Source organism: Streptomyces ferrugineus, assembly GCF_015160855.1.
Classification (GTDB): Bacteria; Actinomycetota; Actinomycetes; order Streptomycetales; family Streptomycetaceae; genus Streptomyces; species Streptomyces ferrugineus.
Genome location: NZ_CP063373.1, coordinates 5,514,420 through 5,528,609, shown reverse-complemented (window position 1 = coordinate 5,528,609; position 14,190 = coordinate 5,514,420). Strand labels below are relative to the sequence as shown.

16 protein-coding genes and 2 pseudogenes are annotated in these 14,190 nt (G+C 72.0%); 8 read left to right on the top strand and 10 right to left on the bottom strand.

The window, feature by feature from the left end; genetic code table 11:
• Positions 1-54 precede the first annotated feature (54 nt).
• The 5 genes and pseudogenes from IM697_RS25035 to IM697_RS25020 form a co-directional block, all read left to right on the top strand.
• Positions 55-2,403, top strand: a complete 2,349-nt coding sequence (locus IM697_RS25035; RefSeq protein WP_194038349.1) for a thioester reductase domain-containing protein — start codon at positions 55-57, stop codon at positions 2,401-2,403.
• The gene (locus tag IM697_RS25030; RefSeq protein WP_194038348.1) at positions 2,400-3,551 is read left to right on the top strand and encodes an alpha/beta hydrolase; all 1,152 of its coding nucleotides are present in this window, start codon (positions 2,400-2,402) and stop codon (positions 3,549-3,551) included. The genes IM697_RS25035 and IM697_RS25030 overlap by 4 nt, the downstream gene beginning before the upstream one ends.
• A 63-nt stretch (positions 3,552-3,614) precedes the next feature.
• On the top strand, positions 3,615-4,394 hold the full coding sequence (locus tag IM697_RS25025) for an alpha/beta fold hydrolase (protein ID WP_194038347.1): 780 nt from the start codon (positions 3,615-3,617) through the stop codon (positions 4,392-4,394).
• 172 nt (positions 4,395-4,566) lie between these two features.
• Positions 4,567-4,614: pseudogene (locus tag IM697_RS46000) on the top strand (hypothetical protein); the annotation flags it as partial.
• A 56-nt stretch (positions 4,615-4,670) separates the two neighbouring features.
• A pseudogene (locus IM697_RS25020) lies at positions 4,671-4,820 on the top strand (endo-1,4-beta-xylanase); the annotation flags it as partial.
• 84 nt (positions 4,821-4,904) lie between these two features.
• Here the strand turns inward: IM697_RS25020 and IM697_RS25015 are convergent.
• A complete protein-coding gene (locus IM697_RS25015; RefSeq protein ID WP_194038346.1) occupies positions 4,905-5,606 on the bottom strand; it encodes a lipoprotein in 702 nt (233 codons plus the stop codon).
• A 103-nt stretch (positions 5,607-5,709) separates the two neighbouring features.
• Between IM697_RS25015 and IM697_RS25010 the strand changes: the two genes are divergently transcribed.
• Entirely contained in the window at positions 5,710-6,501 is a 792-nt protein-coding gene (locus IM697_RS25010; protein WP_194038345.1) for a maleylpyruvate isomerase family mycothiol-dependent enzyme, read from the top strand.
• Between the two features lies 1 nt (position 6,502).
• Here IM697_RS25010 and IM697_RS25005 read toward each other — a convergent pair whose 3' ends face one another.
• Positions 6,503-7,129 carry an NADPH-dependent F420 reductase gene (locus IM697_RS25005; protein ID WP_194038344.1) on the bottom strand — a complete coding sequence of 209 codons (627 nt, stop codon included), beginning with the start codon at positions 7,127-7,129 and terminating at the stop codon, positions 6,503-6,505.
• A 213-nt stretch (positions 7,130-7,342) separates the two neighbouring features.
• On the opposite strand from IM697_RS25005, the gene IM697_RS25000 reads away from it, so the two are divergent.
• Positions 7,343-7,981 (top strand): class I SAM-dependent methyltransferase, encoded by a 639-nt coding sequence (locus tag IM697_RS25000; RefSeq protein WP_194038343.1) that lies wholly within the window; start codon positions 7,343-7,345, stop codon positions 7,979-7,981.
• Between the two features lie 76 nt (positions 7,982-8,057).
• Here the strand turns inward: IM697_RS25000 and IM697_RS24995 are convergent, their stop codons facing one another.
• The 8 genes from IM697_RS24995 to IM697_RS24960 form a co-directional block, all read right to left on the bottom strand.
• Complete coding sequence (locus tag IM697_RS24995) at positions 8,058-8,447, bottom strand: hypothetical protein (RefSeq protein ID WP_194038342.1); 390 nt, start codon at positions 8,445-8,447, stop codon at positions 8,058-8,060.
• A gap of 53 nt (positions 8,448-8,500) precedes the next feature.
• Positions 8,501-8,788 carry an SCO5918 family protein gene (locus IM697_RS24990; protein WP_194038341.1) on the bottom strand — a complete coding sequence of 96 codons (288 nt, stop codon included), beginning with the start codon at positions 8,786-8,788 and terminating at the stop codon, positions 8,501-8,503.
• A 58-nt stretch (positions 8,789-8,846) separates the two neighbouring features.
• Positions 8,847-9,254 carry a CBS domain-containing protein gene (locus IM697_RS24985; protein WP_194038340.1) on the bottom strand — a complete coding sequence of 136 codons (408 nt, stop codon included), beginning with the start codon at positions 9,252-9,254 and terminating at the stop codon, positions 8,847-8,849.
• A 77-nt stretch (positions 9,255-9,331) separates the two neighbouring features.
• Entirely contained in the window at positions 9,332-10,894 is a 1,563-nt protein-coding gene (locus IM697_RS24980) for a DEAD/DEAH box helicase (RefSeq protein WP_194038339.1), read from the bottom strand.
• Positions 10,895-11,116: 222 nt separating this feature from the next.
• Entirely contained in the window at positions 11,117-11,320 is a 204-nt protein-coding gene (locus IM697_RS24975; protein WP_007383480.1) for a cold-shock protein, read from the bottom strand.
• 232 nt (positions 11,321-11,552) lie between these two features.
• Entirely contained in the window at positions 11,553-11,891 is a 339-nt protein-coding gene (locus IM697_RS24970) for a MerR family transcriptional regulator (protein ID WP_194038338.1), read from the bottom strand.
• A 211-nt stretch (positions 11,892-12,102) separates the two neighbouring features.
• Entirely contained in the window at positions 12,103-12,582 is a 480-nt protein-coding gene (locus tag IM697_RS24965) for a DUF5994 family protein (protein ID WP_194038337.1), read from the bottom strand.
• A gap of 108 nt (positions 12,583-12,690) precedes the next feature.
• Positions 12,691-13,011 (bottom strand): hypothetical protein, encoded by a 321-nt coding sequence (locus IM697_RS24960; RefSeq protein WP_228044165.1) that lies wholly within the window; start codon positions 13,009-13,011, stop codon positions 12,691-12,693.
• Positions 13,012-13,200: 189 nt separating this feature from the next.
• Here IM697_RS24960 and IM697_RS24955 point away from each other — a divergent pair, with 189 nt between their 5' ends.
• The gene (locus tag IM697_RS24955; protein ID WP_194038336.1) at positions 13,201-13,899 is read left to right on the top strand and encodes a hypothetical protein; all 699 of its coding nucleotides are present in this window, start codon (positions 13,201-13,203) and stop codon (positions 13,897-13,899) included.
• Positions 13,900-14,190 lie beyond the last annotated feature (291 nt).

Sequence of the window (14,190 nt, the reverse complement as noted above, 5' to 3'; positions counted from 1 at the left end):
GCGGATGGCTGTCGGCAGCGATGAAAGGGCAGGGCAACACCGTGAAGGGCTCTCATGCGTGAGGTGAACGAGAACGTGTCGGCGGCCGCCGACCAGCGGGCGACCGCGGAGGCCATAGAGCGGGGCGGTGTCGGGCTGACCGTGACCGACCTGCTGGCCAGGGTCAAGGGGGCGACGGAGCCGACCGAGCCGACCGGGCCGCCCGAGCGGCCCGGTGCCGACGCTCCACCGACCGCTGCGGGTGCGGACCTCTCGCGCGGTCCCGATGAACTCGCCACCGCCATCGCGGCCGTGGCGGGCCGCTTCGTGCCGGCGGGACAACTGGCGCCCGACGCCGACTTCTTCGACGCCGGCGGCACCTCCGTGAACGCCGTCGAACTCGTCTCGGCGCTGGAGGGCGAGCTGGGCGTGTCGGTCGACCTGGACGAGGTGTTCGCCGACGCCCGGCCCATCGCCTTGGCCAGACGGCGGCTGGAAAGCACCGGAGCCGCGATCGCCGTACCGCCGCAGCCCGTCGAGCCGGCGACGCCCATGGCCGCCGCCCCACCCCTGACCACCCCGCCGGACTCCACGGCCCGCCCCGAGGACCTCAGCCAGATCCTCGCCGACCTGGCCCTCGCCGACCGCCTCCCCTTCACCGCCCCGCCCGAGCCCCTCCCGCCCCGCCGCATCCTGCTGACCGGCGCCACCGGCTTCCTCGGCAGCCATATGCTCCTGGACCTGCTGCGGCACAGCGACGCCCACGTGCACTGCCTGGTCCGCGCCGCCGACGAGGAGGCGGCCACGGCCCGGCTCGGCGAGGCGCTAAGGAGCTACGGTCTGCCCTGGTCGTCGGAGGTGCGCCGCCGGATCACCGTGCTCCCCGGCGACATCCGCCATCCGCACCTGGGCCTGTCCGACGACCTCTGGCACACCCTCACCCACGAACTGGACAGCGTCGTCTCGGTCGCGGCGGCCGTGGACTTCCTGCGCGGCTACCAGTCACTGCGCACCAGCAACGTCCTCGGCGCCCTCACCCTCGCCGAACTCGCCGCTACCGGCCGCCCCAAGCCGCTGCACCACATCTCCTCCATCGCCGTCTTCAACGAGGTCGGCATCCCCTCCATGGGCGAGGACGACCCCCTCGCGCACATCGACCGGCTCGTCGCCGGCTACGACCAGACCAAGTGGGCCGCGGAAGTCGCCCTGCGGCGCGCCCGGGACCACGGCCTGGTGGTGACGGCCCTGCGGCCGGGCGGCATCGGCGGCCACACCAGGACCGGCGCCTACAACCCCCAGGACCTCAGCAGCGGCCTCATCTCGGCCTTCGGCCGGTTCCGTACGGTGCCCGCCTTCCGCTACCTCAACGCCGCCCCGGTCGACTGGGTCAGCCGCGTCGCCGTCGCCGCTATCTGCGAGCCCGACGCCTGGGGCTTCGACTACAACCTCACCGGCGTGCCCAACACCCTCGACGACGTCGTACGGGACATGGCCTTCGGCGGGATGCACGTCCGCGTACAGGACTGGGACGAGTGGCGCTCCGACGCCCTCGCCCGCCTGGAGGCCGAGCCGATACCCGAACTGGCCTTCCTCACCCGGGTGTTGCAGAGCCCCACGGCCCTGAAGCTGTGTGAGGCGACCCTGAAGGGCCCGGCCGCCACCGCCGACCGCACCGGCGCGCTCGTCGAGGCCCTCGGCCTGCCACCCGCCGCCCGCTACGACGCCCGGGCGCAGGTGAAGACGTTCGAGGCCCTCGCCCACGACGGTCTGGCCCGGCTCCCGCACAAGGACGACCAGCCCTACCTGTGGTTCACCGAGACCACCAGGGGCGGCGTCGGCCCCGTCGCAGGCAGCCCCGACACCCCCTGCGCCATGGCCCTCACCCTCTCCATCGCGAGCATGCACCAGCTGGTGACGGACCGCCGCGTCGACGTCCGGGGCGAGGTCACCTGTCCGGCCCTGCACGCCGAGCCGTTGACCGTGGAGCGCGGCGACATCTGGATCCGCCCCGAGGAGGGCATCCCGCAGCGGCACGGCCTGCGCCACCAACTCCTTCGCTACCGGCTCCAGTTGACGGACGCCGACGGTGGCCGCTGGTGGCTGGAGGGCCACAAGTACGCCCGCGCCCGCCGTGACGTCTGGCGCCAGACCCGAGCCCTCACCGTGGAAATCGGCCGCGAAGGCGAACCGGCGAGCCTCGCCGGCGAAGTCGTCGTCCCCGCGGACTCCTACGTACGCGACCAGATCGACGGCATCAAGGTCGACCCGCGCCTGACCAGCCAGGAGAAGCGCGCCGCCAAGCTCACCTGGCTCGCCTGGTTCGGCCTGGAGATGGGCCGCGGCCTGCTCGGCCCCTTCGCCCGGGCCGCCGCGGACCTGCTCGACCTGCGCCGCACCCAGACCCCCACGGAGCACCGCCGATGATCTTCCGCACACCGAACCCCAGGACCGCCACCCGGCCCGCCCTGCGCAGGGTGAGGACCACCACGACCTTGCGCCCTCTCCACCACCGGCTCGACCCGGCCAAGGTCGAGGAGATCCCGTTCCACACGAGCGACGGCGTACGCCTCGGCCTGACCCGCATCGACCCCGGCGACCGGGGCGACCGGGACCGCCCCGCCGTGCTGCTCCTGCACGGGCACACCGCCTCGGCCGACATGTTCCTGCTGCCCGAGACCCGCAACCTGGTCGACGTCCTCCTGGACGAGGGCTACGAGCCCTGGCTGCTCGACTGGCGGGGCAGTCGCCGGCTGCCCTACAACGAGACGGGCCGCCGCTACACCTACGACGACGTCGCCCTGTACGACATCCCCGAGGCCGTCGCCCACATCCGCACCCGCATCGGCGACCGCCCCCTGTTCGCGGTCGCCCACTGCATCGGCTCGCTCACGCTCTCCCTGAGCATGACGGCGGGACTGGTGCCGGGCCTCGCGGGCGTCGTCTCCCAGGGCGTCTTCCTCACGCCGAAGCTCGCGGGCCGCACCTCCCTGCGCATGACGCTGGCCGGGGAACTGCTGAAGTCCCGTATCGACCACATCCCCGTCGACTTCCGCCAGGTCGGCCTGTGGTCGAAGTACACCCCGCTGTTCGCGCTGGCCTCCCGCAAGGCGACCTGCCCGGACCCCACCTGCCAGATCCTGCACAACTCGGCCTGGGGGACCGGCGCGTCCCTCTTCGTCCACGAGCACCTGACCGACACCACCCACGGCCGGCTCGCCGAACTCCTCGGCCCCGCGCCCCTGTGGATCCTGCCGCACCTGCGCCGCATCGAACTGGCCCGCACCGTCGTGCGCTGGCACGACACCGACCACCGCTACCGCGCCCTCCCGCAGAACGCCCTGGACGCGGCCGCCCGTATCGACACCCCCGTCCTGCTCCTCGCGGGCAGCGAGAACGGCCTGTGGCTCGACTCCCAGAAGCTCTGCCACGACGTCCTCGCTCACCGTCAGCCGCAGCTCGACGTGACGTACACCGAGATCCCCGGCTACGGCCACCTGGACACGTTCCTCGGCAGGGGAGCGGCCCTCGACGTGTTCGGGCACATCCTCGATTTCCTGGGCGAACGCCGGTGACCGGCGGCCACCGGGCCGGATACCCTACCGCTCAGTAACCCCAGCGCACGCCAGGAGGCGACCATGCCGCAGCTCGAAGTCGACGGCGCGACACTGACGTACGACGACGAGGGCCCCCGCGACGGCGAGGCCGTGCCCCTGGTGTTCGTGCACGGCTGGACGGCGGACCGGCACCGCTGGGACCACCAGATGGCCCACTTCGCCGAGCGGCGCCGCGCCGTCCGGCTCGACCTGCGCGGGCACGGCGAGAGCACCGGAGCGGGCGCGCGCAGGGTCGGCGACCTGGCCGACGACGTCCTCGCCCTCCTCGACCACCTCAAGATCGAGCGGTTCGTGATCATCGGCCACTCCATGGGCGGCATGATCGCCCAGACCATCGCACTCGCCCACCCGGAACGGGTCGAGCGCATGGTGCTGGTCAACTCGATCGGGAAGATGGCCTACAGCCGCGGCCGAGCCCTGCTGATGGCAGCCTCCACGCTCGCCCCCTTCAAGCTGTTCGTCGCCGCCAACATCCAGCGCGCCTTCGCCCCCGGCTACCCGCGCGAGGAGATCCGCGAGTACATCCGCGCCTCCGCCGAGACTCCCCGGGAGGTCGTCATGACGCTCTACGGCGCCATGCGCGCCTTCGACATCCTGGACCAGGTCGGACAGATACAGGTCCCGACCCTGATGGTGCACGGCTACCACGACATCCAGCTGCCCCTCTCCCAGATGCTGCGCATGGCCAAGGCCTACCCGGACGCGGTGGTCCGCGTGCTGGACGCCGGCCACGAACTGCCGGTGGAGAAGCCCGCCGAACTGACGACGGCCCTGGACCGCTTCCTCACCGACCGCGCGTAGACGAGCAGCGGCACCGACCGGGGCCGTCACACAGTATCTGCGGGTGTGGCTCACGCCGGAGGGGGATCGCGTTCTATACCGGGGCGGAGAGCGCGAGGGGCAGTCGTAGAACTCCACGAAACTCTCGGAATCCCGGAAGGAGACGAGGTGGTGCCCCGCACTGGCCCTCGGCATGGCCGGCCTGCTCGCCGCGGCCGGCGCCAAGGTCCGCGGCCACACCCTGGTCTGGCACTCCCAGTTGCCGGGCCGGGTCGCCGGACTCGGCACCGCCGACCGCAGATCACCGAGCTGGACATCGAGGGCTCGGGCTCGGCCCAGGCCCACAGTTACAGCAACGTGGTGCGGGCCTGCCTCGCCGTCTCGCGCTGCACCGGCAGCACCGTCTGGGGTGTCACCGACCTCGCGTCCACCAGCTTCGGCTCCACCGTCATGAAGAACGGCAACAGCGCGGCCCCGACTCCGGCGCGGGCGCCGCCTGCTGAAGGCCCGCGCGCCGGACTCATGCGTCGCTCAGCCGGCCCGCAGCGTCCGCTTGGCGAGCTCGTACGCCGGCAGCATCGCCCGGTGCTCGTCGGTGTCCATTCCGCCGAGGTGGATGACGACCGGGCCCTGCTTCGTGGCGACGGCCAGCGCCGACTCCTCCTTCGTCTCATCGAGGAGCTCGCTGGTGACGAGGTAGTTCACCTCGGCCCCGGTGAGGCCGCCCGCCTCGAACGCGCTGTACTTCGCCTTGCTGACGCCCTTCTCCGCCTTCACGAAGCCCTCCAGTACGGCACGCGCGTCGTCGTCACCCGCCTTGCCCTTCCAGATGCGCAGGAAGCCGATGTTCCCGGCCGGCTTGGCGTCGATCTCGCAGGTGGCCGTGACCGGGCCCTGGTGCAGAAGCGCGTCGGCGATCTCCTGGGCCAGTTCGCTGTCGGCTTCCCCGGAGCCGTCCCCGCCGTCGACGGCCTCCGCCTTCCAGTCCTCGGCGATGTCGAAGGTGACGGGGAGTTCGCACGCCGATCCGGCCGCGCCGATGGTGCCCCCGCTCTTCACCGCCGTATCGCCACCACTCGCCGTTTCGTCGGCACGCGCCGCCTCGGCCGCCGCCGATGCGCTCGACGGCGTCTTCGGATCGTCCTGCGCCACCCCCGAACATCCCGTCAGCACCACGGCCAGCAACGCCGCCTGGGCCAGCCGACGCCGAACCCGTCTCGCCCCCACCACCATCGTGATCTCTCCCCACCCCAACCGCTAACCGATCTTGCTCAGGCCGCACACAGTATCCGAGACCACCGGCGAGGCCCCTCCGGCCCTGCGGCATCATGAGGCGATGACCTCGCTGACCTTCGACCGCTACTGCGACGAGATCGTCTCCCAGACCGAACGGCTCGCGGCCCATGTGCACGGCGCGGACCTGACCGCCCCGGTGCTCACCTGCCCCGGCTGGAACCTGGGCCAACTGCTGCGGCACGTGGGCGGCGACCACCGCTGGGCGGAGGAGATCGTCCGGACCGGGTCCACCGGTCCCGTCCCCGACGGCCTGGTCAACGACCTCACCGCCTACACCGACGAGGACGCGTCCGTCCTGATCCCGTGGCTCACCGGGGGCGCGGCACGGCTCAGCGCCACCCTCCGCGCCGCCGGGCCCGACGCCCGGGCGTGGAACCCCTCCGAGGAGAAGCCGGCGCCGGTGGCGTTCTGGGCGCGGCGCATGACGTACGAGACCGTCGTGCACCGGGCCGACGCCGCCCTGGCGGCCGGCGCCGAGTTCGAGCTCGAGGACGCCCTCGCCGTCGACGCGGTGGAGGAGTGGCTGGAGTACTCCACCTTCCCCGAGGCGTTCGAGCTCCGGCCGGATCTGCCCGACCTGCTCGGCGCCGACCGCACGCTCCACTTCGACGCGGCCGGCGCCGGCCGGTGGCTCGTCGCCCTCGCCGGTGAGCGGCCCGTCTGGCGCCCCGGTTCCGAGGAAGCCACCGCGACCGCACGCGGCCCGGTGACCGACCTGCTCCTGTTCTTCTACAAGCGGCCCGCGCCCGCCGTGGAGATCGAGGGCGATGCCGCGCTCCTCGACCTGTGGCGGACCCGCGCGGGCTTCTGGCTGGAGGCGCCGGGCGAGTGAGCTACCCGGCGGCGCGCGTGACCACGTTGATGTTGAACGCGTGGGCCCCCAGACCGCCCGCGATGCCCATGAAGAGCAGCGCGAAGTGCTCCTGCCCGCGTGCCGTGGCGATGCCCCCGATGTCCAGCTGGGACGACGGGGGCCAGCCGAGGTCGGTGAGCAGGCGGCCGGTGGTCCGCTTGGCTTCGGCGTCGTCGCCGGAGAGGAAGACGGTGCTCGGGCCGTCGAGGCCGTCCGGGGCGATCATGACCGTCGAGTCCATGGTGCACAGCGTCTTGACGACGGGGGTCAGGGGAAAGGCCCCCTGGATCTGTTCTCCCAGGCTGCTGTTGGGGTGCGAGAGCTCGGTGTAGTCGTCGGAGAGGCCGACCCCGACGTCGATCAGGAGCTTGCCGGCCAGGGCCGGTCGCCCGATGGAGCGCAGCAACTCGACCGAGACGGTCCCCGGGGTGGCGTTGACGAGCACCTCCGCGTGCGCGGCCGTCTCGTGCAGGCCCGCCACCGGCAGGCCGAGGTCGGCGCGTTCCTTAGGTGCACGTGAACCGAGCAGCACATCGTGCCCTGCGGCTCGCCAGCCGTGGGCCAGTGCGCGTGCGACGTTGCCGGTACCGAGAAGTCCTATACGCATGGCTCGACGCTAGGCGGGGTGAGGGCTCGGCGAATCGGGCCGCGGGCCCGGGCGGACCGGCACCAAAGTCGTACTCCTGAGGCCTCACCCAGAGATCGCTTTGCCGGAACAGCAAGTCCCTTTGTCACCGACCGCGGCATCCCGCAGCCTTCAGGGCATGGACCGGGCCCTCGCCCGAGTCCCGCCATCGACACCGCGCACTCCGGAGGCGACATGACCGAGCCCCACTCCCCGACGGCCGCCGAGTTCTGGGAGGCCCGCTACCGCGACGGCGGCCGGCTGTGGAGCGGCCGCCCCAACTCCCTGCTCGTGCGCGAGGCCGGCCACCTCGCCCCGGGCAGGGCCCTCGACCTCGGATGCGGTGAGGGCGCCGACGCGGTGTGGCTCGCCTCGCGCGGCTGGCGGGTCACCGGCGTCGACATCTCCCACACGGCGCTGGAGCGTGCCGCCCTGCATGCCGCCGAGGCCGGTGTGAGGGACCGTACGGCCTGGGAGCGTCACGTGCTGGGCGAGACGTTCCCCGAGGGCCCCTTCGACCTGGTCAACGCGCAGTTCCTGCAGTCGCCGGTCGAGCTGGACCAGCAGCGGATCCTGCGGCAGGCCGCCGACGCGGTCGCGGCCGGCGGCACCCTGCTCCTCGTCATGCACGCCGGCTGGCCGTCCTGGCAGACCGAGCCGCCCTTCGAGGCGGAGTTCCCGACACTGCGCGGCGTCCTCGACGAACTCGCCCTGCCGGAGGCCGACTGGACCGTGGAGACGCTGGAGACGGTGCGCAGCGTGCATGTGTCGCCGGAGGGCGTGGAGGGCTTCCGGGAAGACAATGTGTGGCGCGTTCGGCGGGGTGAGGCGTGAGCCCTTGGAGCGAAGGGCGTGGTGGATCCCGTACGTCCGGGCCACCGGACCGCGCCGTGCGCAGACGCCACCGGCCTCACTGGTCCGAATAGCCGATGTCCCCGATGGTCCACGCGCTCACGTCCGCCAGCGCGACGCGGTACATGCCTCCCGTGTCGGGGATGCCGAAGCTTCCCTGGAGGATCCGGGCGACGTGGAAGTGGAGGTGCGTGGGCGCGGGTTCGGTCCCATCGTGCTCCGGTCGGCGGTCGGTGCCGCCCTGGGACGGGGTGGACACGGCGGCGAACCGCCCCAGGTGCTCGGAGTCCCGCAGGACCTCGGCCACGCGTTCCTTCCACAGGGCTTCCGGGGCCAGCCGTCCCGTGATGACGGCTCCTGGAGTCACCACGGTCAGGGACATCTGACTGCTGTGCTGCGACTCCACCGTCGCTGCGATCGCGACGAGCAGGTCGTCGGGGTGCTTCATGCCTCAGGAGCCTAGCCCCATGACGGGTCTCGGCGCGCGGAAGGAAGCGAGTGTCACCAGCCCAGCAGTCCCTGGTCGGGCCGCGCGGCCTCGACCGGTGTGGTCGTAGGGGCGTCGTGGCAGGTGAAGCCGAGCCGGGTCAGCGCCCGGCGCATCTCACCCGAGGTGAAGTCGCGGCGGTCCTGCCTGGTGATCACTTCCCCGACCTGCATCACGGGGTAGACGCGGCGGCCGATGGCGACGGCCACACCGGTGACCGGTTCGGGCGTGATGCCGCTCATGGACTGCTCGACCTCGCCCTTGGTGAGGTCGAACGGGAAACGGGCGATGACACAACGCATGGATGCCTCCACAGAGTTGGGGGAGAGAACACCGGAGGGGCCGACCGTGCGACGGCGGTCAGTGGGTGAGCGCGAGGACGCCCAGGGCGTAGCCGTGCTCGTCGATCACAGGGGACATGTCCAGGGCCCTGACCCGCATGGCGGCTTCGGCCTCGCCGAGTTCGGCCACGGACGAGGTGAAGGGTCCGCGGTCGAGCGGTATGTCCCGCAACCGTCTGCGGTGGCCGTACCACGAGCCGCCGCGATACGCGGAGAGCTGGGCCAGCGTGACCAGCCCCGCGCACCGCCCGTCCTCGTCCTGGAGCAGCAGATGCGGGACGCGCGCGCTGATGAGCACGGACAGGGCCACGTCGACGGTCATGTGGTCGTCCACCTGGGGACCGGGAGCGTGCATGGCGTCGCAGGCGGTCAGACCGGTGCCGTCGGCGCTTGTGGCCGGCAGCGTGTCAGGCGGGATCGGCGTCAAGGGCTTCTCCTCTTCGTCGGGGCGGCGCGGACGGGCGAAGGCACGCCCGGCGCGGGAGCGGATCCGGCGGGCCTGGGCTATGGGTTGTTCCGCGGGGCGGAGTGCCGATTCCGGCCGACGGCCCGTCCGGCCTCACCGCCGCCGGTGGCTCGTCCGTCCTCACCGCGGCCCGTGGCCCGTCCGGCCCCACCGCGGCCGGCGTTCCGTCCCCTCCGACTCCGGCCGGCGGCTGGTCCCTTCCGGCCGCGGTTGGCGGATTCCGTCCGTGCGCTCTGTTCGGCGACCGGTGCGGTGAGCGTGACGGGCACGCCGGAGGGCGTCCGGGCGCCCGTGATGCGATGCAGTTCGGCCTCGCCCGGGCGGACCAGGGCACTGCGCGGGGTGATGCCGGCGTCGGTCATCAGACGGTCCATCGCGCGACGTTGGTGCGGCAGGACGAGGGTGACGACGGTGCCGGACTCACCGGCACGCGCGGTACGGCCGCCGCGGTGCAGGTAGTCCTTGTGATCGCCGGGAGGGTCGACGTTCACGACGAGGTCGAGGTCGTCGACGTGGATCCCGCGGGCGGCGACATTGGTGGCCACCAGGACCGTCACATGACCGTCCTTGAACTGGGCGAGCGTCCGGTTGCGCTGTGGCTGGGACTTGCCGCCGTGCAGGGCCGAGGCGCGCACACCGACGGACAGCAGGTGCTTGGCCAGCCGGTCGGCCGCGTGCTTGGTGTCCAGGAACATGATCACCCGCCCGTCGCGGGCGGCGATCTCGGTCGCGGTGGTGTGCTTGTCGGCGTCGCGGACGTGCAGCAGATGGTGCTCCATGGTGGCGACGGCGCCCGCGGACGGGTCGACCGAGTGCACCACGGGGTCGTGGAGGTAGCGGCGCACCAGGAGGTCGATGTTGCGGTCCAGGGTGGCTGAGAACAGCAACCGCTGGCCGCCGGGGCCGACTTGGTCGAGCAGTGCGGTCACCTGTGGCATGAAGCCCATGTCGGCCATCTGGTCGGCTTCGTCCAGGACGGTGACGGCGACCTGGTCCAGCCGGCAGTCGCCCCGTTCGATGAGGTCCTTGAGCCGGCCGGGTGTCGCTACGACCACCTCGGTGCCGCCGCGCAGCGCACTCGCCTGGCGGCCGATCCCCATGCCGCCCACCACGGTGGCGAGCCGCAGGCGCAGCGCACGGGCGTAGGGGGCGAGGGCGTCGGCGACCTGCTGGGCCAGTTCCCGGGTGGGCACGAGGACGAGAGCGAGCGGCTGTCGGGGCTGGGCCCGCCGCCCGTCCAGCCGGGCCAGCACCGGCAGGCCGAAGGCGAGTGTCTTGCCCGAGCCCGTGCGCCCGCGGCCCAGCACGTCCCGTCCGGCCAGCGCGTTGGGCAGGGTGGCCGCCTGGATGGGGAAGGGAACGGTCACGCCCTCGGCGTCGAGCGCGGCCAGCAGACGTGCGGGCATGGCCAGTTCGGCGAACGTGGCGACCGCGGGCAGCGGCTCGGTGAGGGTGACCGGCAGGGTGAACTCCTGCGGGCGTGTCGTGACGCGGGTCCGTTGACCACCGTTCCGTCCGGCGCCCGGGCGATGCCTCTGCCGGCCCTTCTCCTGGTTGCGAGAACGATCGGAGTTGCGGCCGGTACGGCGGGTGCGGTTCATGGCGGAACCTTCCTCGATGCGGCTATCGAGGAATTCCATCCAGCAGCGCGGAGCCGCACGAGGATTCACAAGAATAAGCCGAGGGAAATGCGAAAACCAGCCCTCTCGGCGCTGCGGCCGGGGCTGTCAGGAAATCAGGAATCCGGGAGGAGGCCCGGAAAGCAATGAACTGGGGCCCGCACCCCAAGAGTGCGGGCCCCAGTCACGTGGTTCGCGTCAGTGTCAGGCGGGAACGATGTTCTCGGCCTGCGGGCCCTTCTGGCCCTGCGTGACGTCGAAGGTAACCTTCTGGCCTTCCTGAAGCTCGCGGAAGCCGCTGGTGGCGATGTTCGAGTAGTGGGCGAACACGTCAGCGCCGCCGCCGTCCTGCTCGATGAAGCCGAAGCCCTTTTCCGCGTTGAACCACTTCACGGTGCCAGATGCCATATTGAATCTCCCTTGGGGGGCAGTGCCGGACTCCGCACTTTACGGGTCCGAGTCGCCGCGATGATCACCCCTCCGGAAAGATCCGGAAAGCTCTGCAAAGAATAAGATCTCTGGCAACCAAAACTGCAACTGAGATCACGTTAACACAGGTCGGGTGGAAGCCGGTCATGGGTTTTTTCGACCGCTCAGGAATTCTCGCCCCGCGGCATCCTGTATTTCTGTAGCGGCGAGACTAGGTATCCGTGCCGCGCTCGCTCAGCTTCCGGCGCATCTCCCGGTTCAGACGGAGGGCGTCGTCGAGCTGGTCCTCGAGAGAGATGATGCGGCACGCGGCCTCGACGGGGGTGCCCTGGTCGACGAGCTCACGGGCGCGGGCGGCGATGCGCAACTGGTGGCGGGAGTACCGGCGGTGGCCGCCTTCCGAGCGCAGCGGAGTGATCAGCCGGGCTTCGCCGACGGCCCGGAGGAAGGCGGGGGTGGTGCCGAGCACGTCGGCGGCTCGTCCCATGGTGTAGGCGGGGTAATCGTCGTCGTCGAGGTTCCCGGCGACGGGCGTGTCTTCAGCTGGCATAGCACCTTGTTTCGGGAACACGGCTGGAGGCCCGGGCGGGCGGCACCCGTACTCCGAAAGGGTTCGGCACCATCTGCCTGGTCCGGCAACCCTAACTCCGACGGGTACGGACATGTGTCCTCGCCGTCACAGACTTTCCCCTGCCGGGCGGCCCGGGTCAGCGGCGCGCGGCCCGGGAACCGTCTCGCCGAGCGGTACGGGGATCGGAGGCCTACGGGCGGCCGGACTCGGCGCCGGTGTCGACGAGTATCCGCCCGGCATCCTTGACGTTGTCGGCACGCACCGCTTGGGTCATCGCTGCCCGCGCCGCGTCGGGCGGAGTGTCCGGCGGCACGACGAGCAGGGAGAAGAGGTCCTGATCCCCTCGGGTGAGCATGACGGTGTCGTCACCCACGGATGACGCGTCGATGTGCACGACCCGCCCCTCGACGACCAGGCGTGTCGGCAGCCCGTCCCAGGCGGCGGAATCCAGGCCGACCCGGGCGATCGGCCCGAGGTGTCCGGTCAGCGCGCTGATCAGACCGGGCAGCTCGGCTGCGATGTCACGGGAGCGCGGCCACCATGCACCATCGAGGACTCCCCGGCGGTCGTGCGTCGTCTCCAACCGCAGCAGGGCCGTCCCGGGGCGTACGGCCTCGTAGACGCCGTCCGGCAGGAGTCCCGCCGCGGGCGGGGGATCGGTACCGGGCACTGTGCTCACCTGCCTGTGGCGGTTCCGGCTCGGCTCGGTGGATTGGGCCGTGGGAAGGCTGGAGAAGACCTCGGACTTCCTCGTCCCACGCTACTCCTGCGCCGACCGTCAGCCGGGCTCGTCGGTGTGCGAGCGCCGGCCCTGGGAACGGCTGCTCTCCAGCCACGGCGAGGGCGCCGACGGGGCGTCGGCGGCGCGGCGGGTGTCGACGGTCAGGTGCAGCAGGGTGCCGCGCCCGTCCGGGCCTGTGGGATAGCTGCGGGGTTCGTCGCAGACGAACTCCTGGCGCAGGACGACGGCGACCCGCTGGGCGACGTCGGGGTCCGCGGCGATGATGCGTACCTCGGCGAGTCCCCCGCCCGCGGGCGGGGCCCACCGCACATCGGGGGTGCTGTCGACGTCGTCGGAGCGGCCGGACCTCGAGTGCATGGGCCTGCCCCTCTCTGCCGACGGCCCCCCGGTACGTCCACCGTACGCCCGGGCCGCCGTGACCGACCGTACGCGGGAGTACGGTGAAGGGGCCGGGGGTTCTTCGCGTATCCGCTCCCACGCGGTGCCGTCCTCGGCGGACGACGACGCCGGGCCGGTCCCGTCCGGCCCCGGGGCAGGACTCGCCTCATGACTGTGAACGTGCCCGACCGGAGGGGCCGGCGGGTGCCGTCGCCCCTGGAAGGGGAGCGTATCCGCCCACTGTCCCGACGGCAGATCGAGGACCGGCTGGGGGAACTCGGTGACCTGTACGCGGCGACCTCCGGCGGTGACCCGCGGGCGTGGAACCAGGGCCGTGAGCTGTTCCTGCGCCGACTTGTGGGGGAGGTGCCGCGACCGGGCTTCGCCCTGTTGGTCGCGGAGAGCGACATGCTGCCGGAACCTGCCGGGGCGGCTGGGGCCACCGGCGCCGAGGTACCCACAGCCCACGAGGAGGGTGTCGTACTGACGGGATGTGCGTACGGCTTTCCGGTACTCGCGGACGGGCCCTGGTGGTGGGGCCCGGACGGATGTCTGCCCAGGGAGCTGCTCCGGCTCGCCGCCTCCGGGAGGCTCTTCGCGATCCCCGGGATCCTGGTCCACTCCTGGGTGCGCACCCAGAACCAGGGCTGTGACTGGAACCTCGCCCGGCGCCTGCAGCGGCGGCTGCTCGCCGGCCACACCGCCGTACTCGCCGACCATCCCGCCGTGCTCGGCGTCACGCTGGTGGACCGCGGCGACACCGTGACCCTTCGCGCCCTGCGGTCCTGGGGTTGGCGCTCCGTTGCGGCCGACGCCCGCACCGCGACCCCTACGGCGCGGTGTCGCGCCCTGGTCATCGGGCCGTGACGCCGCTGGGACGCGCTCAGCGGCGGCCGCATGCTTCGAAGCGGGAGGGGGCCCGACGGACGCCACCCCGGTGAGCATCGCTGTGCTTCTGGACGTCACCTGCCTCGGCCTGGGAGCGGCCACGGAGACCATGTCCAGCAGCCGCGGTGGCTCGTCGGCGGCCACGCGCGGGACGTAGTGGTGGATGTGTCGGCCGAGGGAGCGGGGGTGCGGGTGCCCTCGGCGCCCGTCCCGAGTCGGCCACCTGCTCGGGCGGCGGCGGGATCTCGCGCCGCACGGTCATGCCGATGG

Coding starts and splice junctions, on each gene's coding strand:
- IM697_RS25005 (WP_194038344.1), bottom strand. CDS start 7,129: ATGCGTATAGGACTTCTCGGTACCGGCAACGTCGCACGCGCACTGGCC.
- IM697_RS25035 (WP_194038349.1), top strand. CDS start 55: ATGCGTGAGGTGAACGAGAACGTGTCGGCGGCCGCCGACCAGCGGGCG.
- IM697_RS24990 (WP_194038341.1), bottom strand. CDS start 8,788: ATGCGTTGTGTCATCGCCCGTTTCCCGTTCGACCTCACCAAGGGCGAG.
- IM697_RS25015 (WP_194038346.1), bottom strand. CDS start 5,606: ATGGTGGTGGGGGCGAGACGGGTTCGGCGTCGGCTGGCCCAGGCGGCG.
- IM697_RS25025 (WP_194038347.1), top strand. CDS start 3,615: ATGCCGCAGCTCGAAGTCGACGGCGCGACACTGACGTACGACGACGAG.
- IM697_RS25010 (WP_194038345.1), top strand. CDS start 5,710: ATGACCTCGCTGACCTTCGACCGCTACTGCGACGAGATCGTCTCCCAG.
- IM697_RS25030 (WP_194038348.1), top strand. CDS start 2,400: ATGATCTTCCGCACACCGAACCCCAGGACCGCCACCCGGCCCGCCCTG.
- IM697_RS24995 (WP_194038342.1), bottom strand. CDS start 8,447: ATGAAGCACCCCGACGACCTGCTCGTCGCGATCGCAGCGACGGTGGAG.
- IM697_RS24980 (WP_194038339.1), bottom strand. CDS start 10,894: ATGAACCGCACCCGCCGTACCGGCCGCAACTCCGATCGTTCTCGCAAC.
- IM697_RS24975 (WP_007383480.1), bottom strand. CDS start 11,320: ATGGCATCTGGCACCGTGAAGTGGTTCAACGCGGAAAAGGGCTTCGGC.
- IM697_RS24970 (WP_194038338.1), bottom strand. CDS start 11,891: ATGCCAGCTGAAGACACGCCCGTCGCCGGGAACCTCGACGACGACGAT.
- IM697_RS25000 (WP_194038343.1), top strand. CDS start 7,343: ATGACCGAGCCCCACTCCCCGACGGCCGCCGAGTTCTGGGAGGCCCGC.
- IM697_RS24960 (WP_228044165.1), bottom strand. CDS start 13,011: ATGCACTCGAGGTCCGGCCGCTCCGACGACGTCGACAGCACCCCCGAT.
- IM697_RS24955 (WP_194038336.1), top strand. CDS start 13,201: ATGACTGTGAACGTGCCCGACCGGAGGGGCCGGCGGGTGCCGTCGCCC.